The 21374-nt window shown below is 27.6% G+C and carries 21 protein-coding genes and 2 pseudogenes; 9 read left to right on the top strand and 14 right to left on the bottom strand.

The window, feature by feature from the left end:
• The first annotated feature begins 6 nt into the window (after positions 1–6).
• The 4 genes from BTO18_RS16185 to BTO18_RS16170 all read left to right on the top strand — a co-directional run bounded on the left by BTO18_RS16185 (position 7) and on the right by BTO18_RS16170 (position 5199).
• A complete protein-coding gene (locus BTO18_RS16185; protein WP_105017225.1) occupies positions 7–864 on the top strand; it encodes an alpha/beta hydrolase in 858 nt (285 codons plus the stop codon).
• Complete coding sequence (locus tag BTO18_RS16180) at positions 857–1468, top strand: DedA family protein (RefSeq protein WP_105017224.1); 612 nt, start codon at positions 857–859, stop codon at positions 1466–1468. The genes BTO18_RS16185 and BTO18_RS16180 overlap by 8 nt, the downstream gene beginning before the upstream one ends.
• A 76-nt stretch (positions 1469–1544) precedes the next feature.
• The gene (locus tag BTO18_RS16175; protein ID WP_105017223.1) at positions 1545–2129 is read left to right on the top strand and encodes a hypothetical protein; all 585 of its coding nucleotides are present in this window, start codon (positions 1545–1547) and stop codon (positions 2127–2129) included.
• Positions 2130–2133: 4 nt separating this feature from the next.
• A complete protein-coding gene (locus BTO18_RS16170) occupies positions 2134–5199 on the top strand; it encodes a type IV secretory system conjugative DNA transfer family protein (RefSeq protein ID WP_105017222.1) in 3066 nt (1021 codons plus the stop codon).
• Here BTO18_RS16170 and BTO18_RS16165 read toward each other — a convergent pair.
• On the bottom strand, positions 5174–5635 hold the full coding sequence (locus BTO18_RS16165; protein ID WP_105017221.1) for a helix-turn-helix domain-containing protein: 462 nt from the start codon (positions 5633–5635) through the stop codon (positions 5174–5176). The genes BTO18_RS16170 and BTO18_RS16165 overlap by 26 nt on opposite strands.
• Before the next feature lie 144 nt (positions 5636–5779).
• Between BTO18_RS16165 and BTO18_RS16160 the strand changes: the two genes are divergently transcribed.
• On the top strand, positions 5780–6910 hold the full coding sequence (locus BTO18_RS16160) for a hypothetical protein (protein ID WP_146106970.1): 1131 nt from the start codon (positions 5780–5782) through the stop codon (positions 6908–6910).
• A gap of 154 nt (positions 6911–7064) precedes the next feature.
• Here the strand turns inward: BTO18_RS16160 and BTO18_RS16155 are convergent.
• Positions 7065–7397, bottom strand: a pseudogene (locus tag BTO18_RS16155) (transposase); the annotation flags it as partial.
• Positions 7398–7879: 482 nt separating this feature from the next.
• Between BTO18_RS16155 and BTO18_RS16150 the strand changes: the two are divergent.
• Positions 7880–8515: a hypothetical protein gene (locus BTO18_RS16150; RefSeq protein ID WP_146106969.1), complete on the top strand. Its 636-nt coding sequence runs from the start codon at positions 7880–7882 to the stop codon at positions 8513–8515.
• Between the two features lie 159 nt (positions 8516–8674).
• Here the strand turns inward: BTO18_RS16150 and BTO18_RS16145 are convergent.
• Positions 8675–9007, bottom strand: a pseudogene (locus BTO18_RS16145) (transposase); the annotation flags it as partial.
• 478 nt (positions 9008–9485) lie between these two features.
• Here BTO18_RS16145 and BTO18_RS16140 point away from each other — a divergent pair.
• Together BTO18_RS16140 and BTO18_RS16135 are read left to right on the top strand one after the other, a co-directional pair.
• Positions 9486–9941 (top strand): SMI1/KNR4 family protein, encoded by a 456-nt coding sequence (locus tag BTO18_RS16140; RefSeq protein WP_105017218.1) that lies wholly within the window; start codon positions 9486–9488, stop codon positions 9939–9941.
• A 279-nt stretch (positions 9942–10220) separates the two neighbouring features.
• On the top strand, positions 10221–11222 hold the full coding sequence (locus tag BTO18_RS16135; protein WP_105017217.1) for an App1 family protein phosphatidate phosphatase: 1002 nt from the start codon (positions 10221–10223) through the stop codon (positions 11220–11222).
• 47 nt (positions 11223–11269) lie between these two features.
• Here the strand turns inward: BTO18_RS16135 and BTO18_RS16130 are convergent, their stop codons facing one another.
• Entirely contained in the window at positions 11270–11431 is a 162-nt protein-coding gene (locus BTO18_RS16130) for a DUF1328 family protein (RefSeq protein WP_105017216.1), read from the bottom strand.
• A 328-nt stretch (positions 11432–11759) separates the two neighbouring features.
• Between BTO18_RS16130 and BTO18_RS16125 the strand changes: the two genes are divergently transcribed.
• Complete coding sequence (locus BTO18_RS16125; RefSeq protein WP_105017215.1) at positions 11760–12785, top strand: helix-turn-helix domain-containing protein; 1026 nt, start codon at positions 11760–11762, stop codon at positions 12783–12785.
• 76 nt (positions 12786–12861) lie between these two features.
• Here the strand turns inward: BTO18_RS16125 and BTO18_RS16120 are convergent, their stop codons facing one another.
• The 10 genes from BTO18_RS16120 to BTO18_RS16075 form a co-directional block, all read right to left on the bottom strand.
• Positions 12862–13062 carry a DUF6327 family protein gene (locus tag BTO18_RS16120; RefSeq protein WP_105017611.1) on the bottom strand — a complete coding sequence of 67 codons (201 nt, stop codon included), beginning with the start codon at positions 13060–13062 and terminating at the stop codon, positions 12862–12864.
• Positions 13063–13069: 7 nt separating this feature from the next.
• A complete protein-coding gene (locus tag BTO18_RS16115; RefSeq protein WP_105017214.1) occupies positions 13070–13426 on the bottom strand; it encodes a hypothetical protein in 357 nt (118 codons plus the stop codon).
• Positions 13427–13429: 3 nt separating this feature from the next.
• Entirely contained in the window at positions 13430–13762 is a 333-nt protein-coding gene (locus BTO18_RS16110; protein ID WP_105017213.1) for a YtxH domain-containing protein, read from the bottom strand.
• Positions 13763–13880: 118 nt separating this feature from the next.
• Positions 13881–14732, bottom strand: a complete 852-nt coding sequence (locus BTO18_RS16105) for a 5-oxoprolinase subunit C family protein (protein ID WP_105017212.1) — start codon at positions 14730–14732, stop codon at positions 13881–13883.
• Positions 14725–15459 (bottom strand): 5-oxoprolinase subunit PxpB, encoded by a 735-nt coding sequence (gene pxpB / locus BTO18_RS16100; RefSeq protein WP_105017211.1) that lies wholly within the window; start codon positions 15457–15459, stop codon positions 14725–14727. Before pxpB ends, BTO18_RS16105 begins: the two co-directional genes overlap by 8 nt.
• The gene (pxpA, locus tag BTO18_RS16095; protein WP_105017210.1) at positions 15452–16183 is read right to left on the bottom strand and encodes a 5-oxoprolinase subunit PxpA; all 732 of its coding nucleotides are present in this window, start codon (positions 16181–16183) and stop codon (positions 15452–15454) included. The genes pxpB and pxpA overlap by 8 nt, the downstream gene beginning before the upstream one ends.
• Position 16184: 1 nt before the next feature.
• A complete protein-coding gene (locus BTO18_RS16090) occupies positions 16185–17411 on the bottom strand; it encodes an Nramp family divalent metal transporter (RefSeq protein ID WP_105017209.1) in 1227 nt (408 codons plus the stop codon).
• A 56-nt stretch (positions 17412–17467) separates the two neighbouring features.
• Positions 17468–20122, bottom strand: coding sequence for a carboxypeptidase-like regulatory domain-containing protein (locus BTO18_RS16085; RefSeq protein WP_105017208.1), 2655 nt, complete (start codon positions 20120–20122; stop codon positions 17468–17470).
• 20 nt (positions 20123–20142) lie between these two features.
• Entirely contained in the window at positions 20143–20904 is a 762-nt protein-coding gene (locus BTO18_RS16080; protein WP_105017207.1) for a GLPGLI family protein, read from the bottom strand.
• A 71-nt stretch (positions 20905–20975) separates the two neighbouring features.
• Entirely contained in the window at positions 20976–21257 is a 282-nt protein-coding gene (locus BTO18_RS16075; protein WP_105017206.1) for a hypothetical protein, read from the bottom strand.
• Positions 21258–21374: the final 117 nt, after the last annotated feature.

The following is a 21374-nucleotide window of genomic DNA, read 5'->3' as shown; positions in this document are numbered from 1 at the left end:
ATAAAAATGGAAAAAGATGAAAGAGATTTATTTTCAGATGCAAAAATAAATTACCGATATTTTGAAGTTGAAGAAAATATTTGGATTAAAGTATATTTTTTTAACCCTAACACTCCAAAGTTTAATCATTCTATGGTGTTTATTCCTGGATGGACTTCAACTATTTATAGTTGGCGTTATTTTTTACCAGTTATATCAAAAAATATAAATATTATTTATATTGAAACTAGAGAAAAAAGTTCTTCTAAAACTTATAAAAATTGCTCATATTCAATAAATGACATTTCTAACGATATCATCTCAATTATAAAAGCATTAGGATTAAAAGATAAAACATATTCTTTTTCTGGAAGTTCATTAGGAGCAACCTCAATTTTAGAAGTTTTAATTAAATCAGAACTAAATCCATTATCTATAGCATTAATTTTACCTAATCAATATTTCAATATTCCTTTATTAATATATCTAGTTCAATATATTCCAAATTCATTTTTTGGGATTCTTAAGAGTTTTGTTAAATATTATATGGTTTATTTTAAAATTGATAAAAATGATTCTGATCATAGAATATCATTCCTAAGGTCAATCAATAAAATAGACGGAGAAAAGATAAAAAAAAGCGCTCTTTCATTTAGGAAGTATAGAATGAAAAATGAAATGGTTTCAAAAATTAAAATAGAAACGTTAGTTATTGGTGCGTCAGATGATCCCTTACATGACCATAAACAAATCATTAATATTTCTAAAACTCTTCCAAATTGTAAATTTATTGATTTTATTAGTTTTTCAAGAAGTCACAGTAGTAAAGCAGCAGAGAGTATTTTACTTTTTCTACAAAAGGTTATACTAGAAACTAATGAATGATTACTTATCAGAAGTATTTGGATTGCTTCAAACTTACGGATATACATTTTTATTTTTAGGCGTCATGCTTGAAAGTGTCTTTTTAATAGGAATAATTTTCCCTGGTATTTTTATAATGATTGCTGGTGGTTTTTTTGCTGGAATTGGAGAATTGAATATATATTATACTTTATTAATTGCTTTTCTAGGAATGTTGTTGGGGGATAATATTAGTTTCTTTTTAGGAAGACTTGAAATTATAAAAATGAATCGAATAAAGTCTATTTTAAAAGGTAAAATTAACATTGATAAAATTATTAACAATTCAAAAGGAAACTTATTTATTATGTTTTACCATTTTCCAGTTTATGCTCGAATGGTAGTACCTACTATATTAGGAAATTTAAACTATAGTCTAAAAAAATGGATATTATTAAACACCATAGGAACACTTATTTTTACTGTCACTTTTATTCTAATTGGTTATTTTGTTGGCTTACAATCTAAATCAATTGAAAGTGCTATTTCAATAAGTAGTTATATTCAATTAGGTTTTTTGATTATTTTCTCAATATTTATTGTTTTAGGTATATTAAGTTTCTTAAAAATATTTAAAAAGAAATAAGTTTCAATTTAAGGGAAAATCAGTATTGATTTTAATTCTGTTTGGTTTTAATTTAACAAACTAAAACTAAATAATTATGAATGATTTTCTATTTTACCTAACACGCTATGGAATCTACTTAATCCAAATATTAGTAGCATTCCTAATTTTAAAATCTATTTTTAGTACTACACTAAAAAGTCATCATTCAAAATGGAATACCTTAATTGATAATTTCAATTTTTCAACACAAGAATTTTATAAATTACTCAAAGAAGAATTGCAAAACCAAGGGATAAAACGCATTAAAATTGAACAAGTTTCTTTAAAAGAAGGCAATACCTTTTCATCAAGAAGAAGCTATTTAAGAGCCACTTGGAAAGAATATCAATATGATATTTGTGCTGCACCATTTGGGAAAGGTTTTTTTATTTCTTGGTGGTTGTTGTATAAAAATTCTTTAGGACAACTCATCATTTCAAAAATTCCATTTGTTGGAGGATGGTTAGCAAGAAAACTATATCCAGTAACATATTATAAAATAGATACAGCCTCAATGTTTATATCCTATGCTCAAGCTGCTGTTTTAAAAGTAATTGATGACATTACAAAATCACAAGGCGTAAGAGCCTTATCAGAACAAGAACGCAAACCTACACTACAAGATATCTTCAAACGATAATGGGATGAAGCTTTCATTAGCAGAACAGGCAACAATTAATTTTTATGAATTTGATTATAAGGGACGTGGTTATTACCACTTCCCTTTTTGTGTGGATATAGAACCACCATTCACCAATTTTTCTCATCATCAACTTTTAAAATCCTACCCACAAGAATATGATGACGGAAGAGCACCATCCTATTTTAAGCAGCTAACAGCATTTTTTACTCCCAAAGTTCAAGAGGAAAAGAAAGAAATAGAAAAACCTTTTTTACCAAAAGAAGTACTCTCAAAACCTGTATTGGTTGGTTTGGAAATTTCCTTTCCAAAACGCCCTTATATTGATAAAACATTGTTTGTCCAATTGTTGAATATGTTTGGCTATTCCGAAAATTCTATTTCTTTTGAGATTATTGGCACTTTTGAGAAGATTACCATTCAGATAGTTTGCAGTGAAAAGGATAAAATGAGAATAACCTCACATTGTAAAGCCTATTTTTCATCCATTTTATTTAAAGAAGTAAATGCCTTAAATCTCCCTTTTAATGGTTATGATGATATCGCAGTTTGTGATTTCGGTTTGGAAGAAGAATCTATGCGATCAATTCATACTCCTCAAAACTTTAGTATTGATACTTTTACAAGTATTTTTGTAACGCTTGAAAACTTACAACAAGGAGATGTTATTGTCTATCAGGTTTTATTTAAAGGGGTTGTAAATCCTTGGTCAAAAAGTATGATGAATGCAGTTTCTGACGCTAATGGAAATTCATTCTTTGTTGATGCTCCAGAAATGCTTCAGTTGGCAAAAAACAAGGTTTCAAAGCCCTTGTTTGCAGTTGTGGTTCGTTTGGCTGCACAATCACTTTTCAAGGAACGTACTCAATATTTAGCTTCAGAAATAATCCGAACCATTTCTACTTTTTCAAAATCTGAATTTAATCGATTGATTCCATTATCTAATGAAGGATATGAATATCAACACCATATAGAAAATCTGTTTTACCGACAAACAAACAGATTAGGAATGCTCTTAAATACGGATGAATTAGTTTCATTGGCTCATTATCCAAACGAAAGTATTGTATCTTCTAAATTAGGTTTTAATAATAAAAAGACGAAAAAAGCACCTCAAATGGTTTTGCAAAAAGCTGATGGTTGTTATGTCGGTATTAACTCGCATCAACAAGAAGAATACATTATTCATTTAGGTAAAGAACAACGCCTAAAACATATTCATATTGTTGGTGCAACTGGGGTTGGAAAATCAACATTGATTGCCAATATGGTCTTGGATGATATTGAAAAAGGCAATGGTATCGCTCTTTTTGATCCTCATGGTGATATTTGTGAAGATATTTTACTTCGGATTCCAAATCATAGAAAAGAAGATGTGATTGTTATTGATCCTTCAGACAGTGAATTTCCAATCGGATTTAATTTATTACACGCAACTACCGATGCAGAAAAAATTGTATTGAGTTCAGATTTAGTTTCCGCATTCAAACGTCACGCAACAGCTTGGGGAGATAATATGACTGCTGTATTATCCAATGCCATCAATGCTTTTTTAGAAAGTAGTTGTGGAGGAACATTAATTGAACTCAAACGTTTTTTAATTGAAGAGAAATTTAGGAACACTTTTTTAGAAAAAATCGATGATAATTCTATTCATTATTATTGGAAAAACGAGTACCCGCTTGTAAAAAAAGGGATTGCTCCTTTATTAACAAGAATTGATACTTTTTTACGTCCCAAGATTATTAGGTATATGTTGGCTCAAAAAAATGGAATTGATTTTAAAGAATGTATCGAAAAAAAGAAAATCGTTTTATTCAAATTATCGCAAGGACTTATTGGAGAATATAATTCGTATTTATTAGGCTCATTGTTTATTTCTAAATTCAATCAAGTAGCATTATCAAGACAACAAATCTCTAAAGAAAAAAGACATCCCTTTTATATTTATATGGATGAATTTCAGAATTTTATAACACCCTCGATAACAGCAATGCTCTCAGGGGTTCGCAAGTATGGAGTTGGACTTGTTTTAGCTCATCAAGAACTCTCTCAAATTGAAGAACAAAAAGTATTGAATTCTGTGATTTCAAATCCTTTTACACGAATCTGTTTTAGATTGGGAGATAATGATGCAAGTAAATTAGAAGCTGGGTTTTCTTTTTTTGAACAAAATGATTTGCAAAGTTTAGGTACAGGAGAAGTAATTATGCGTGTTGGAAGTAGTTCAAATGATTTTAGTCTCTCTACACCAAAATTAGCTAATCAAACGAATTCTGAAATCAGAGATTATATCATTCAAAATACACGAAGAAGATACACCAAAAATCGTTCTGAAATAAAAACCTTGTTAGATAGTTTATTACCCAAGCCAAAACCAAAAATATTCAAAGAAAAAGAAAAACCAGTTTCTACTAAAATCTTTGAAGAATCATCTGAAGATAAAATAGATAAAACTATAAAAATTCTTCCTAAAATTGTAAAAGAAGAGAAGAAGTTTATTCCAAAGAAAGAGGAAAAGGCATCCACTAACTTTGAAAAACAAAAGGAAGTTTATCTCCAGCAAGCTCATGAGCAGGAAATACTTCGCAAACATCGTTCATTGCAATACTTTGTTCGCACTATGGCAGTGCAACGTGGTTTTAAAGCGACTCTTGAAGAAGAAGCAAACAATGGTGGGCGTGTTGATGTTGGATTGTTAAAAGATGAGATTCGTATTGCTATTGAAATTTCAGTAACCAATACTGTAGAGTATGAAATTCAAAATATTCAGAAATGTATTGATAGTAATTATTCTCTAGTATATATGATTTCTGATGACGAAAAACATCTGCAAAATATTAAAGAACAAACCTTAAAAGTTATTCCAAAAAAGTTACATCCAAAAATCCATTTTTTCCCTTCCAAAGAATTATCTCTATACTTGGATGCACTAACTCCAACTTCAATTGTTAAAGAGAAACGTGTTCGTGGCTATCGCGTAAAAGTAAATTACAAAACTGAAGATGGGGATATGAATAAGCAAAAATCTATTACCAATATTATTATGGATGCCTTACGGAAAAAGTAGTGTTGCTTTTCAAAAATGAATTGATTTTTAAAGCTACTTTTTTATCCACCTTACAATACCTGGCTTGTTCTATTTTTAGTATTTCTTCTTTTGGAGTATTTATCATTGATAAAAAATCATCCATTGAAACCGAATGCTGTTTTCTCCATAATTTTGTTCTCATCCCAATTTTATCAAAGTTTGATGTTAGTTTTGGCATGAAACCTAAAAACTCAATTATAGATTCTAAATATTTTGGATGAATTGTTTTTTTGTTTATTTCCCAACTTGATAAACACATACCATTTACTCCAAAGAATTTTGCTGCTGTGGCTTGAGATAGTTTTCTTCGTTGTCTTTCTCTTTTTATAAACTCTCCTAAAGTTTTAGGTTTTATTTTTGGTGTGATTTTTTTAGGTATTTTAGCTTTCAGAGTAAAACTGCATTTGGGTATCATTGAGTATAATTAATGGCTGGTTCTCGCTTACTTACGAAAGTCCTCGCGGACTTTCTATCTGTGATTTATTTGCTAAATTTAGTGCTTAAACACGCAACGAAATCATACACACACACGTTGGCAATAATTAAATTGAAAGTTAATATGAAAAAAATCATTCTAATAATCTTAATCATATTGGTCTCTTGTGAAAAAGAAAACTCTGAAAGTAATAATTTCTCAACTTATGAATTTGTTAAATTATTTCCAACTTATTCAGTAATTTCGAATTTAGAATTAGAAAATAATGAATCAATATTTATTTATAGTGAATGGAATTCAAATGAATTTAAAATGTCATTACTGAATCAAAATGGAGAAATAACTTGGACAAAATCTCACGAAAATTCACTTCTTGGTCATATATTTTTTATAAATGAAAAATTAATTTATTCTTATACTAGCAATTCAAAAGGTATTTTTGAAAACACATTTAGTTTTACTGGAAACTTTCTTTCAAGTAAAATCATTTCAAATGAACCTTGGTATTCTATAAAAAAACAAAATAATGATTTATATGCTATTAGACAGAGTAGGTTCGGAAATGCATCTAAATTAAAAATAGATATAATTCAATTTTCAAAGAATGGTGTACTAGAAAAAAAAATAAGTCTTGAAACAAGCAGAAATTACAGTGATTTAATCGAAGTAATTGTTCAAAAAAATAGAATATATTTTTTTGGTGAAAATAATTTTGAATCTTCTATTGGTTCTTACTCAAACCATTTTTGTGAAATTTATGATTTTTCAGGAAATCTAATAAAACTAATTAATACAGAGACTTCAGGAAGAAAATCAGCGTACCAGAGTTTAGTTTTTGAAAATGGTAATATTTTAATGACAGTAATTAACTTTAATAAAAGACCAATAGATTATGATTTTAGATTATTTAATTCCGAAGGTAAATTAATTAATTCTCAAATTTTTAATTCTCCTGGAAACTCTTTAAAATTATCCTTATTTGAAAACGATAGAATAGGAATTGCAGGTAGTAATAGTTATTCTTCTTCTGTTAATAACAGAAAAAAATCTCAATTCGTAATCCTTGATGAAAATTTAGATGAGTTATTTGAAAGGGAGATAGGCAGCATAGATGATGGAGAAGTATTTTTCTTTCTACAAGAATTTAATAATTATTATTATCTAATAGGAAATACAAATGGCACTGATGGAGATTTTAACATTCCTAATAATACTGGTGGGACAGATTTGTTTTATATGAAGTTAGAAAAATAACTATTGCCAACAAAGAACTGAGTTAAAAACCAAATAAATTCTTTGTTAAATTTAGGCACTATTTTTCCTTGCATTGTTGAAGTAGAACAAATCTCCTTTGGTCGATTTATCTCCAATTCAACAAGCTATAATTATTCGTATTTCTTTTTAGTTTTTATTTCATTTTTAAAATTGAAACGTGACCTGCATCATAAGGAATACCTGATTTTGCAATCGCGAAACATTGTTTTAATAGTTTATTGGAAACCGCTATTAAAGTCAACTTCTTACTCTTTCCTTTGTTGGTTATTCACTCAAAAATCGCTGCACAACCTTTATTATACTTGTAAGCACTAAAAGAACATAAGAAAAGTAAGTTTCGTAATTTTCTATTGCCTACTTTACTTATTCTTGCTCTTCCTCTTACGCTACTTCCACTTTCTCTAATTGTGGGTGTTATTCCTGCATAACTACACAATTGTGAAGCAGTTTCAAACTTTTTAAATCCCAATTCATTATTTTTGAATTGTAAATGACCTTGTGTACTACCATAACAATCAAAGACATTTTTACTAATGTCTATTCCAAAAGTTTCACTATATTCATTCATAAGAAAATGTTTTATGAAAGAATAATCTACTGGAATCACAACAATACTGAATCAAGTTCGGCACAGGCTTTAAAATCGAAATCTAAAGTCTTACAGAACTGAACGTAATTGTAGTAGAAAAGAGAGAGGATTATCAGTGTTGTCTGAGTCTAGGCTCAACCGTGTAAACTAACCTTAATTCTCTCTTTTATTCTTTCTGATTATTTATCAAAATTATTAAAAAACAAACTTAAGAGGTGTATAATTTATTGCTTGCAAAGTTTTTCCTACGAAAAACCTCGCACAGATAAAAGTCTATAACTGTTGGTTATTTTTAGCTAAATTTACGCTACAAATCATACACAACAAAACGTTGGCAACAAGTAAAAACTGAAAACAAAATGAAAAAGGAAATTAAGTTTTTTATTAGAAGTTACATCATAATTTTATTTTTGGGAATAATTTCCTGTGAAGATGATTGTGGACCTTTTCCGAATAAATTTAAAATATCTTCTCTAAATTCAGAAACATTACAAATTGAAGTTTTAAATGAAAAATATAAAATAAAATTATCAGAAATAGAAAATAATTCTGTTTCTTACGAAGAATATTCATTAAGAATAACTGCTGAAATTGAAACATATTTTGCTTACGAAGAAAATAAAATAAAAAATATTTTTGTTGAAAATTCTTATGCTTGTAGTCCTGCTCCACCAAAGACTGACGAAAAAATAACAAATATTGAAATATATACTAACAATGATTATAATTCAATGAATAAGTCAGGTCAAAATATAAATCAACTTTTTGATGTTTTAATCTTGAACCACTTCAGCAGTTTTCCATATTATGAAAAGTTTGACTTAATAGAATATATAAACACGAATCCAAGTGTTGCTAATGAACTTATTTTTGTTTTAAAAGAAGCCCCTGAAAATAATGACAATTTTATATTTGAAATCAAATACTATCAAAATGGAATTGACTTAAATGAATATAGCTTTGTTACAAATGAAATACAAATAAGGAAAGAATAAAAAACCAGTTACCAACAAAGAACTGAGTTAAAAACCAAATAAATTCTTCGTTAAATTTAGGCACTATTTTTCCTTGCATTGTTGAAGTAGAACAAATCTCCTTTGGTCGATTTATTTCCAATTCAACAAGCTATAATTATTCATATTTCTTTTTAGTTTTTATTTCACTTTTAAAATTGAAACGTGACCTGCATCATAAGGAATACCTGGTTTTGCAATCGCAAAACATTGTTTTAATAGTTTATTGGAAACCGCTATTAAAGCCAACTTTTTACTCTTTCCTTTGTTTGTTATTCGATCAAAAATTGCTGCACAACCTTTATTATGTTTGTAAGCACTAAAAGAACATAAGAAAAGTAAGTTCCGTAATTTTCTATTGCCTACTTTACTTATTCTTGCTCTTCCTCTTACGTTGCTTCCACTTTCTCTAATTGTGGGAGTTATTCCTGCATAACTACACAATTGTGAAGCAGTTTCAAACTTCTTAAAACCCAGTTCATCATTTTTGAATTGTAAATGACCTTGTGTACTACCATAACAATCAAAGACATTTTTACTAATGTCAATTCCAAAAGTTTCACTATATTTATTCATAAGAAAATGTTTTAGGAAAGAACAATCTACTTTACTCACAACAATACCGAATCAAGTTCGGCACAGGCTTTAAAATCGAGAGCTAAAGTCTCACAGAACTGAACGTAATTGTAGTAGAAAAGAGAGAGGATTATCAGTGTTGTCTGAGTCTAGGCTCAACCGTGTAAACTAACCTTAATTCTCTCTTTTATTCTTTCTGATTATTTATCAAAATTATTAAAAAACAAACTTAAGCTGTATAAACTTTATTGCTGGCTTCTTGCCTACTTTCGAAAGTCCTCTCGAACTTTTTTAGTTTATATTTTATTTACTAAATTCATCACTTAAAACATGCAACAAAGCTTATACAACAACGTTGTACACAATTTGACCAAAAATGACATTTGAAGATATAAAAGCAAAATATTCCGACCGAGAACCAGCGTTCCCAGCGAATTGTCCTGAACCGAATAAAAAGGACTTGAATGAATTAATTGAAAAATATAATTGTAAATTTCCCAAATCATTTGTTGAATTTCAGCTTAAATATTGCAAAGAAATTCCACTTGGAGATTTCGCTTTTGACGGATTTGGTTTTGCGAATAAAGAACTTGAACCTTATATGAATTTGGAGGAGGTTCTAAAAGATTACGCGGAATTAGGATTCCCTGAATATCTAACACCTTTTAGACAAGATAATGGCGATTTTTATTGTTTTGACAATCGGAGTTCTGAAAGTGAATTTCCCATAGTGATTTTTGACCATAACTCGAACGGAATTGAATCTGACCCGAATTATAAATGGAAAAATTTCATAGATTGGATTGATAAAACTATGGAAGATGAATATTAAAAAACTGTGTACAACAAATAACTGAGTTAAAAACCAAATAAATTCTTCGTTAAATTTTCACAATATTATTCTAGGCTCAAAATTATAATGATTCGTTTTTTGAGTTTTTATCATTCTTTATATTTTTTGCATTTACAAAAGAATTTAACTATTTACAAACTCACATAAATCAATCTTAAAATTGATTTTAGTATAAAATTAATTTCTTAATAAATCATAAAAAAACTAAAGTAAAATGTAACTCTTTTTTGTTCATTTTATATCTTACAAATAAAAAATATGGGTTTATTTTCAAAAGATTCTTTACAAATAATAGTATTTCAAAGTTATGGAACGCATAATCATTTTTATACTAGAGGAAGAGCTTTAGAAGATGAAAAAATAAATTTAGAAAGTAGAAATTTCTTTCGATTATTGATTAATTCTTGGAAACGTTTTGAAAGTGATGAAATAAAAAACACAGCACTAACCATAACATTACCCAACAACTTTAAAATACATACAGCCACAGATAAAGATGGTTATTTTCTAGTTGATGAAACTATTGAAGGTTTAGATAAATTAGCAAATAGTGAGGGTTGGCTATACTTTGAAGTTTCTTATACCAATGAAAATATCAAAAGAAAAATTAATAATGATAATCGATTTTCTGGAGAATTATTAATCCCATCAAAAAATGCAGAATTTGGTGTGGCAAGTGATATCGATGATACTATTTTACATACTGGAGTTGTGTCAAAATTAAAATGGAAATTATTGATAAACACTTTTTTTAAGTCGCCATTTAAAAGAAAAGCATTAGAGGGTTCTTCTGATTTTTATAGTTTGTTGCATTTAGGCAAATCTGGTAAAAATGCAAATCCTTTATTTTATGTTAGCCATAGTCCATGGAACTTGTATAGATATTTGGAGTTCTTTTTAACTAAAAATGATTTCCCAAAAGGTGCTATTTTATTAAGAACTATGAAAAACATCTTCATCAAAGGAAAAGGTGAAAAACCTCAAAAGCAAAAAGAAATCATCAATCTTTTAAAAACATATCAAAAACTTCCATTTATATTGATTGGTGATGCAGGTGAACACGATGCAGATATTTATATGGAAATTGCAAAAAATCATCCAAATAGAATAAAAGCAATTTTTTTAAGAAGTGTAAAAAGTGAAAAGAGAATTACTAGAATAAAAAAATTAATTGAAAATTATACTGATGTTCCTTTTTATATGGTAGATTCTAGTAAAGAAGCAATCGAAATTGCTAAAAAGTATAATTTTATTGCATAAAAAAAATCGTTAGTTACCTAACGATTTTTAGATATATATTGTCTAGCTTAACTAGTTGCTTTTCCTCTAATTAATGAGATTACAAATAATACTAAAAATACAAAGAATAAGATTTTAGCAATTCCAGCAGCTGCTCCTGCTAATCCTCCAAATCCTAATACTGCTGCAATTAATGCGATTATTATAAATGTGATTGTCCAACGTAACATAATTTTTTTTTTTAAAGTTAATAATTTGAATAGTGATAGTCTCTATTCCTTCCATGTCAAAATTACTACAATTAGGAGTGTAAACTTAACTTATATAGATTTTACATTGACTCATTTAAAATTATCTATAGCTATTAAACAATATCTTCTAATAACTTAATTGGGCTTAAATAATTTTCTAACTTATTCATAAATGATAGTTGAATTTCTTGAGTATGGAATTAGATTAAATTTTATTAGAATAATACTATTTTTAATAATCATTATATCTAAATTTGACTAAATTTACATGAGTTTGTAAAGCTATATGCAAAAACTGAAAATAACTATGATAAATATTGAAATTATTGCTGATAGCCCAAAAGATTTTTTATCTCAAATGCAAGATGAGATTGGTGGGAATATCACTGAAAAATGGAATGAATTTAACTTATTTGTTAATAATGGAAATGCTTTTGGAAATATAAAATATATCCCTTTTGATTGGGGGGTAAACCTTTTAGATTTTCAGATTAAATTTCATAAAGAAATTGAATTAAAAATAAAATCTCACGAAGAGTTTAATCCCATTCGTTTTATTTACCCTTCATTAGGTAATTTAAAGCATAGGTTTGGCGTTCATAATGAAGAGAAGATGGTTGAGCAATTTCAATCTTTAATCTTTACTAATAAAGATGGTGGTTACAACTTTATCAGTTTTCCTAAAGACATCGATTTAGATGTTAATGTAATTCAAATTGTAAGAAAACATTTTTTAAAGAAGAGAACTACAAACGTTTCTACATTAAATAAAAAATTATATGAAGTTTTTGTAGACACAGATCATGACAATCGTTTTTCTCATTATGGAACCTTAAACCTTAAAATGGCTGATTTTATTAAAGGTTTGCATAAAATAAAAGCGAAAGGGATGTTGCGTATCTTAAAAATAGAAGCTAAAGTTTATGAAATTTTATCACTTCATATTCAGCAACATAATAGACTTTTATCGGGCGAAACGATACCAGATTCTTTAAACAAAACTGAACTAAAGATTATTCGAAAAGTTAGCAACTCAATTATTAAGAACCCTGCTAAAGAGTATTCTTTAGAGCAACTCTCTTTTAAATCTGGTTTAACTCAAGCAAAATTGCAAGATGGTTTTAAGTTCTTGTACAATAGAACTGTAACTGAATATATTAGACATTTACGTTTAGAATCTGCTAGAGACATGTTAAAAACAACTGATTTAAACATTTCTCAAATTGTATATAGTATTGGTTTTAGTAGTAGAAGTTATTTTTCTAAAATCTTTAAAGAAAAATATGGTTTAACACCAAATCAATTTAAAAAACAACTTAAACAAGTAGCATAGAAAAACCCTAATATTTCATTGAAATACTAGGGTTAAAAATCAACCAACCACTATAAATTCTTTATTCTAAACAATTTTATTTAAAAATTCTTTTTATCATTAATAAAACACCATATTTACTTATGGCTTTTAAAATTGTTGTAACCCAGTTAACTGGTTTCAAAAAATCTTCAAAATTATGTTTTACAATTTTTAATTCTTCTTTAGCAATATCTCTTTCAAGTTCTAACTTTCTTAAATCTTTTTCAATTTCAATAAATGAAGTATACGTTTTCATAATGGTTTTATTTTTTAGAATCAAAAAATTGAGCGGACATCTTAATAATTATTTTTTTATCTATTCTTTTTCTTAAAATATAAATTAAAAGTCCAATAATCATTAAAAAAAGCCCTGTAAACAAGTATCCTAAAGACATGTTATTTAAATAATCCCCAAGTGCTACAGCTCCAGCTACAGACAAGAAAATCAATCCTGTTGAAAGTAAACCTCCTATTAAAAAAAGTTTACTTAAAGTACTTAAAGAATAAGTTAAAATCTGAAATGTTTTTAGTTTACTATATTCATAAGAAGCATCTATATACTTTTTACCAATATCAACTCCATCTTCAGAAGTACTTTTTATAGATTCTAAAATACTCATATTTTAGGCTGTCTTTTGTAATTTCTTGTTTTTCTCTTTCAAGTCTTTCAACTTTTTCTCTAAAGTGGTAATAACATCTTCAGTTTTGTGACTCATATTAGAGACAACAGATTCTAATTGCGAATCTAAAGTTTCCTTTTTATCTGTATATGTAGAAGCTACTTTTTCTTTAACTTCTGATGCTTTTTCAACTATCTTATCTTTTGCATTATTGGCTTCATCTGCAATTTTTTGTCTTGTATTTACACCTTTATCTGGTGCAAATAGTACACCTAAAGTTGCTCCAATTGCTGTTCCTGCTAATAATCCTAATATTGTGTTGCTACTCTTACTCATTTTATAATGTTTTAATGGTTAAACTTTTTAGTTGTAAATTAAGATGTACTTAATAATTACAATACAAAACTACATTAAGAGTTGAGTTTAGCTTAACTCAAATAAAATGAATGTTAACTCAAATGCCAACAATCGAAAATTGAAGTGAAGTATTTGTTGTTTTTTGAGCTAATTTGTTTACAGATGCTTCTGTTAATTGCAATATTCTTGGGTAACCACCTGTAACTTGGCAATCTCTCATTAGCACAATCAATTTTCCTGAAGGTGTTAATTGAACAGTGCCAGCTAAAACCGCAGATGTTAATATTTGATTTAAATCATTGGCAACTACCTCATTCAATTTATACCCCATTCTATTATTGTCATTAGAAATAGTAAATGTTTGCTTTGTAATTTTTTGATGTTGACTAGAATTTAGCAAATCAAATTCTGAACCTTTGTAACATTCTAATACCTCTGATTCAAAATGATTTTTATTGACTTTGACAGATAATTTTGAAGTATTTAAATTATTCGTAAAAGACTTATAAGGTATCTCATCATTTTTTCTAATGATAAAATCTTTAGTGATGTTTGGATAAAAACTTCTACTTTTTAATTTTACTTCTGATTGAAATCCGTCTTTTACTGCTACATAACAACGAACACCATAATTGACTTTACCAAAGGATAAAATTGAATTTTTCTCTATATAGATTCTTTTATTTAATTGAATTCTATGATTATTAACTTTTGGAGAAAAATCACCTCCAGAAATAGCAATAACAACAGGTTCAAAAAACTGAAATTGACAAGCTCCTAAAGTGATTTCAATAACAGCATCGTTTAATGAATTGTTTAAAATACTATTAGCTAAATCAGCTGAATACGAATCCATAGCACCAGAAATAGGAATACCTTTTGATGCAAAACCCACTCGCCCTTTGTCTTGGATAGTTGTATAAAAACCTGATTTTAAAACTTTAAGCATTCAGTAAAGTTTTAAAAAGTTGATATTTCTTCTCTTTGATTTCTGTTGCTATGCAACGAAATTCATCCAAAGAAATAGAATTAAATTTTATAGAATCTCCAGCTTTTACAAAGCATGGATGCTGTTTTTCAACATCAAAAAAATTAATTGGAGTTTTACCGATAATATTCCAACCTCCTGCAGAATTGTTAGGATATACTCCTGTTTGCTTACCTCCTATTGCAACAGAACCTTTTTGAACATTTAATCTAGGATTGGGTTTTCTATCAAAAAAAAGTTTTTTACTTAAACCACCTAAATATAAAAACCCTGGTAAAAAACCAATAAAGAAAATTTTGTAAATAGATTTTGTATGTAATTTTACAATTTCATGGATTTGTAGATTTGATTTCTGTGAGATTTCTTCTAAATCAATTCCGAATTCTAAATCGTAACATACAGGAATTTCCCATTGATAATAATTTTGTTTTTTTACTTCTAAAAGTGATGTATAAATAATTTTTAAAAGTTGAACTTCTTTTTCAAAATCAGTAATAAAATTCTTATATATAATGGTTAATGAATTATAACCTTGAATTAAATCATAAAATTCTATATTTTTTTTGAATCTTATTTTTTCTTCGAATAGCAGAATATCGTTCAGAATTTCATCACTTATAATAGGGTGCCATTCAATTAGAATTGCCTTTTCTCCAAATTTTTTATATGTAAGATTTTTATTACTCAATTTTAAAACCTTCTTTTTCTAAATTTTGATGCAGATATTTCACAATTTCTAGTGCATTTTTAGTATCACTGTGTATACAAAAAGTATCTACTTTTATCAATTTTTCTAAACCTGAAATTGTCTTTACTTTTTGATATTTTACCATATTTAATACATGATTAAAAACATCATTTTTATCAATCAATAAAGCATTTTTATGGTTTCTGGAAACTAAAGTTAAACTATCAGTATAGTTTCTATCAGCAAAAGCCTCATATTTAATTTTGATATTCATTTTTAAAGCAACTTTCTCAATAACAGAATTATATGATACATATAAAAAAACATCATTTAAATATTCTTTAGTAATCTCTATAAATTTTGTGGCTAATTTTTCATCTATAGCAATTGCATTGTATAAAGCTCCATGAGGTTTTATATGGTGTAATTTCACATCAACTTTAGAAAGTCTTTCTAAAAACAAATCTAATTGGCTACAAATACTATCTCGTAAATCATTATCTGAAATTTGCATCAATTTTCTACCAAAATTCTCTTTATCAGGATAAGAAGGATGAGCTCCAATTTTTACATTATTTTCAATAGCAAGTTTGATTGTTTTATCAATAGAATTTTTATCTCCAAAATGTCCTCCACAAGCAATGTTACAAGATGAGATATATTGCATTATTAAATGTTCATTTAATATTCCTTCTCCAACATCACAATTGATATCTATCTTCATTTTATAATAAATTGAACACTTTTAAAATTACTTTGGCTCCTAAAAAGATAGTAATTGCTAAAATGATAAAACCGAAAATGTTCTGCATTTTCGTATTTCTAAAGTTTTCTAAAACATTCTTTTTATTCATAATCCATAATAGAATACCTGCAATAACGGGCAACAGCATTCCATTTGCAACTTGGGCAAATTTTATAATTTCAATGGGTTTTATACCTATTGAAGAAAACAAAACACCTAAAAATAAAATAATCATCCAAACTGCTCTAAAAGATTTAGATTGTAAATTACCATTAAAACCTAAACATCCTTTTGCTACATAAGCTGCTGCCAAAGGTGCTGTAATCGCTGAAGTTATTCCTGCAGCAAATAAACCTAAAGCTAAAAAGTATTTAGCAAATTCACCATACAAAGGTGCTAAACCTTCAGCCAAATCTGCAGCATTTAAAATATCTTTTGATGGAATTGAAGCTGCTGAAACTATAATTGCCATAGAAACTAATCCTCCTAAAATAATTGAAACAATAGTATCTTTTTTTGCTAATTTTAAATCTTCTTTTTTATGCCATCGTTCTTTTACCAATGAAGCATGCAAAAACAGATTATATGGAACAACAGTAGTACCTATCAAACCAATAATAGTTAATAAACTTTTCTCTGGAAATTTAGGCACAAACATTCCTTTAAAAATTTCTAGAATGTTAGGCTTGGTTACGATTGCTGTTATAATAAATGAAAAACTCATAAGTAAAACCAATGTAACAAGAGCTCTTTCTAGGAATTTATAATTACCAATATACAGTAATGCAAATGCAATAACTCCTATAATAATACTCATTAAATTGATTGAAAAATCGTCAAAATTGTATTTGAATTCACCGAAAACAGTTTCTAACCCTAAAATTCCACCACTAATATTTCCTGCTTCATAAGAAGCATTACCAACTACAATTGCTGCTAAAATTAAAATGGTTATAAATTGTTTTAAAAATGGGATTTTAATTTCTTCTCTAATAACTTGTGACAATCCTTTTTGAGAAATAATACCCAGTCTTGCAGCCATTTCTTGTAAAACAATAGTTGCAATTATAGATAGTAACATTGCCCACAATAAATTGAAGCCAAAATTTACACCAGCCAAGGTACACAATGTTACTGTACCTGGGCCAATGAATGCTGCTGCTACCAAAGTACCTGGACCAATATTTTGAAACCATTTTTTTATCATTTTGTTAAAATATGATTTAAATATAGTTGATAAAAACAAGAAACAATCCTAATGAATTAAAACTTATAGTTTAGTTCAAACAAAAAGACTCTTGGTAAGGTAAATACTTGGTTAGAGATAAATAAATTATTTCCAAAAGTATTTCTAACAATAACACCATTATTGTAAATATTCTTAAAATTTATATTGTAAGAAATAGGACTATTTGGTTTTGAATACCCTAAAAATAAGTTTTGTATAGTATAGTTTTGAGTGCCTTCATCAAAATTAGTGACAAAATTTGTAGAAAAATCAGTTCTAAAAATTACGTTTTTAAAGAGTTTTGTATCAAAGTTTAGTGAAAACGTATGCTCACTTGAGTTATTGTCTCCTTCAGCAACAACATCATAACCAGAATATTTGTACTGTAAGTTAAGTTGTGATGCTTTACTTAACTTATACAACCATTTTGTTTTTAAGTAATATTCATAAGAATTTATTTGTGTAACGTTATTATTGATAACCTGATTAGTTTTAAACCAATCAAAACTAAAAGTAAAATCTAAACTCGATTTATTGAATACTAAACCAAACTCATTAAAAGAACTCAAGCTTTGTTCTGCTAAACTCAATAAAACAGGTGCATTTAGTTGATTTATACCATCTTGAAAAACTCCATTATTTCGTACAGGATTGTTTATACTAAAATCTAAAGATGAACTAAAAAAGTAATCATCAACATTTTTATAATTGCTGTAAAATATACCAAAATTGTGAGAACGTTCATCTACGAGATTAGGATTACCCTGCAAAACAGCATTGAAACTCAATATTTTTAAATTTTCTAAATAGTCTAAATCATTCAAAAAATTATTGCTATAATTATAATCGAAATCTAATTCAATATCATCATCTATTTTATAAGAGAGTGTAAGTTTGGGCTCTATAAAAAAAGTAGCATTGTCTAATTGTACTCTACTAAAATTATAAAAGTGTGGTCTGCCTTCTAGAGTAAACTCCAACTTTCCTATAAGTGATTTTATACCAATCCCGAAATTTACATCAGAAAGTTTTAAAATGTTATTATTATCAAAATTTATAAATTTCACAATGGTTTCATCAGGTAATGCTTGACTTATGTTAGTTCGGATTGTAGAGTTTTTTTTAGAATATCTTACATCATAAAACAAATGAAAATACCTGCTCGCTAACCAATAATCTTTGGCTAAAAAACTAACTTGTTGTGCATCTATACTATTGTTTTGAAGTATTTGATAACTAGAAGTATTTTGCAAGGGTAAAAAATTATCTAAAAAAATATTATTACTTGACCAACTATCAATTGAGTTGGATTTGATTACATTTTGATAAAAAGCAATACCCATTGTGTGCTTTTTACTCACTCTAAAATACCCTTCTAAATTGTGTGAAAAATTATAGTTATCACCATTAGTATCTGTAAGAAATTGGTTTGCATCCTCTAAAGTTGATATTGATTCTTTATCGAAAAGAGAACTATTGGTTAAGTAGTTGGCATTATACAGCCACTTTTGATTGCTACTTGGGTCGTAGTCTAATTTTATAGTAAACATGGAAGATTTATTAGCTGTATTGCTAAAATCTTCTCTATTTTCTTCTATAGAAGTATCATCAACTATATATTCTCTTAAAGAGTTCGCTTTGTTTTGAATATCATTGTTAGAGTACACAGCATACCCAGAAATGGTAAATTTATCACTAATTTCTTTTTGAAAGTTAAAAGCAGAAAAACGTGTTAAAGATTGAAAACGTTCTTCATTACCAGTTGCAAGACTTAGTAAACTATTAGCAGAACTTCCTTGTCTCAACAAATTACTTGTATTACCAACTAATCTTGAAAGGTCACTAAAACTTAAACTATTGTCATTAAAATTATTTACATCAGCAATAAAACTAAAGTTTGATTTTGGATTGTACTTAAACAATGCAGGATGCAATTTATAAAACTCATCTAAAGCAACTCCAGAACCTGTTTCAATATCGCCAAACATAAAGTTCTTTTTATCTTCTTTTAGCACTACATTTAATGCCAAATCTTCATTATCGGCTAAGTTCCTCAAGAGTTCACTTTCTTTGTAGTTGGATATGATTTCAATCTTATCCATAACATCAGCAGGTATGTTTTCTATGGCAAGTTTTGTGCTACCATCAAAAAAAGGTTTGCCTTCTACGAGTAATTTTGTTACAGTTTTTCCTTGTACTTTAACTGTGCTATTTTCTACTTTAACACCAGGTAACTTTTCCAAGACATCTTTCATCTTAAACTCATTACCATTGGTAAATGCCTTTAAATTATAAGTAATTGTATCTTTCTTCTTTTCAATAGGTTTATATTTATAATTAATAATAACTTCATCTAAACTTTCTGCTTTAATTTTTAAAACAACTGAATAATGAGCATCATTTTCTAAAAATGTAACTTCTTTTTGTAAAGTTTTATATGAAAGGTGTGATATACTTAATTGATAGGTTACCCCTTTCTGTAATTTAAGTTTATAATACCCATTAACATCTGTAATAGAATAATTTGTTTTAACATTTGCTTGTTTAGATTTAGCAATTAAAGTAGCTTTTACTATAGGTTGTGCTAAACTATCTAAAACTCTACCAGAAATGATTATAGTATTTTTTTGCGCAACAAGTATAGCCGTAAAAAATATAAAACAGAAAACCGTTAGTTTTTTAAAAACCATTATCTATTTGGGAGAAAGCATTAATCATTACGCTTTCGCCAACGTTTTTCGTCCTCTGCAGCCAATTTTTCAAACTCATCTTCTGTAATACGTTTTAGCCTTTTTAACCTTGGCATTTTATTTTTTTTACTTTTTTCCCCATCTTTATAAAATTCAATCTTTTTTACACCATAGGTAAATTTATCACCTTGTAATTCTATGATTAAACCTGGTAAATTTCCATACCCTATGGGACCAAATTTATAAGGCAATTGTGGTGTGTACCATGCTGTAAAATTCCATTTAAATATTTTACCTTTTGGATTAGTAGTAGTGTGAAATGTAGTGGCTTTAAAGCACAAATACTCTCCTATCTGTTTGGTTTCTTTGTGTAGCTCCCATTTTTGATAAGAACGCGATACCAAAAATCTACCAAAGCTTTCTTGTAGTTCTTCTGTAAGGAAGTTATCTGCTTTTTGTTTAACACGTCCATAATAACCAGCATCTATAATTGCAAAACTTGCTGCATTATTATCTGAGAATAATTTTTTTTCTAAAAAAAATATAGAAATAGAATCGTTTAACATTAATGAGAAGTCAAATTCTGAGGCTATTGTTTCTATCTTCTTTACAAATTCGGGCATTCTAGTTAACATTAATTTATAGCTTTTTTTTGTTTTATCCATATGTGTTTTTACCTCATAGCTAACTTTAGCTTTGGCATAATGTTTTTTATTTTGTGATAGTAACACATTAGATATGAACAATAAGGGAAGAAATACTAATAATATTTTACTTTTCATTTTTTTTAATTTAACAAAAAAAGTCTATTGAATTAACAATAAACTTTTACAAAATAAAAATTAATATAATTTTATAAACCTATAGTATCAAAGGTATAAACACCAAAAACCCATTTCCATCCTCCTCCTCTACATTTTCTTACAAATGCTCTTCTTTTAGCTCTAGCCTCTCTATGAGAATCTCCTTGCTCTCTATATATATCATACCAATCATTTCCTTCACTTCCACAGCCAAAAAACATGGCTTCTTCAATTTCAAAATTTTTAAATTCCGTACTTTTAATTTCTTTTTCAACAGTAGTACTAGACATAAATACTAAACTGAACAATGCAATAAAGAATAAATTTTTCATAGTGTAAATATTTTATAATTAATTTACATCAAATTAATAAATAAATAATTAATTAATTATGCAAGAAATATTAATAATTAATTTTATAAACATATCTATTATTAATTTTCTTTATTA

This window comes from Polaribacter porphyrae (assembly GCF_002954685.1).
In the GTDB taxonomy this organism is placed as follows: domain Bacteria; phylum Bacteroidota; class Bacteroidia; order Flavobacteriales; family Flavobacteriaceae; genus Polaribacter; species Polaribacter porphyrae.
The sequence above is the reverse complement of the archived record's forward strand: the minus strand, read 5'-3'. Positions and strand labels throughout refer to the sequence as shown.

Coding starts and splice junctions, on each gene's coding strand:
- BTO18_RS16185 (WP_105017225.1), top strand. CDS start 7: ATGGAAAAAGATGAAAGAGATTTATTTTCAGATGCAAAAATAAATTAC.
- BTO18_RS16180 (WP_105017224.1), top strand. CDS start 857: ATGAATGATTACTTATCAGAAGTATTTGGATTGCTTCAAACTTACGGA.
- BTO18_RS16175 (WP_105017223.1), top strand. CDS start 1,545: ATGAATGATTTTCTATTTTACCTAACACGCTATGGAATCTACTTAATC.
- BTO18_RS16170 (WP_105017222.1), top strand. CDS start 2,134: ATGAAGCTTTCATTAGCAGAACAGGCAACAATTAATTTTTATGAATTT.
- BTO18_RS16165 (WP_105017221.1), bottom strand. CDS start 5,635: ATGATACCCAAATGCAGTTTTACTCTGAAAGCTAAAATACCTAAAAAA.
- BTO18_RS16160 (WP_146106970.1), top strand. CDS start 5,780: ATGAAAAAAATCATTCTAATAATCTTAATCATATTGGTCTCTTGTGAA.
- BTO18_RS16150 (WP_146106969.1), top strand. CDS start 7,880: ATGAAAAAGGAAATTAAGTTTTTTATTAGAAGTTACATCATAATTTTA.
- BTO18_RS16140 (WP_105017218.1), top strand. CDS start 9,486: ATGACATTTGAAGATATAAAAGCAAAATATTCCGACCGAGAACCAGCG.
- BTO18_RS16135 (WP_105017217.1), top strand. CDS start 10,221: ATGGGTTTATTTTCAAAAGATTCTTTACAAATAATAGTATTTCAAAGT.
- BTO18_RS16130 (WP_105017216.1), bottom strand. CDS start 11,431: ATGTTACGTTGGACAATCACATTTATAATAATCGCATTAATTGCAGCA.
- BTO18_RS16125 (WP_105017215.1), top strand. CDS start 11,760: ATGATAAATATTGAAATTATTGCTGATAGCCCAAAAGATTTTTTATCT.
- BTO18_RS16120 (WP_105017611.1), bottom strand. CDS start 13,062: ATGAAAACGTATACTTCATTTATTGAAATTGAAAAAGATTTAAGAAAG.
- BTO18_RS16115 (WP_105017214.1), bottom strand. CDS start 13,426: ATGAGTATTTTAGAATCTATAAAAAGTACTTCTGAAGATGGAGTTGAT.
- BTO18_RS16110 (WP_105017213.1), bottom strand. CDS start 13,762: ATGAGTAAGAGTAGCAACACAATATTAGGATTATTAGCAGGAACAGCA.
- BTO18_RS16105 (WP_105017212.1), bottom strand. CDS start 14,732: ATGCTTAAAGTTTTAAAATCAGGTTTTTATACAACTATCCAAGACAAA.
- pxpA (WP_105017210.1), bottom strand. CDS start 16,183: ATGAAGATAGATATCAATTGTGATGTTGGAGAAGGAATATTAAATGAA.
- BTO18_RS16090 (WP_105017209.1), bottom strand. CDS start 17,411: ATGATAAAAAAATGGTTTCAAAATATTGGTCCAGGTACTTTGGTAGCA.
- BTO18_RS16085 (WP_105017208.1), bottom strand. CDS start 20,122: ATGGTTTTTAAAAAACTAACGGTTTTCTGTTTTATATTTTTTACGGCT.
- BTO18_RS16080 (WP_105017207.1), bottom strand. CDS start 20,904: ATGAAAAGTAAAATATTATTAGTATTTCTTCCCTTATTGTTCATATCT.
- BTO18_RS16075 (WP_105017206.1), bottom strand. CDS start 21,257: ATGAAAAATTTATTCTTTATTGCATTGTTCAGTTTAGTATTTATGTCT.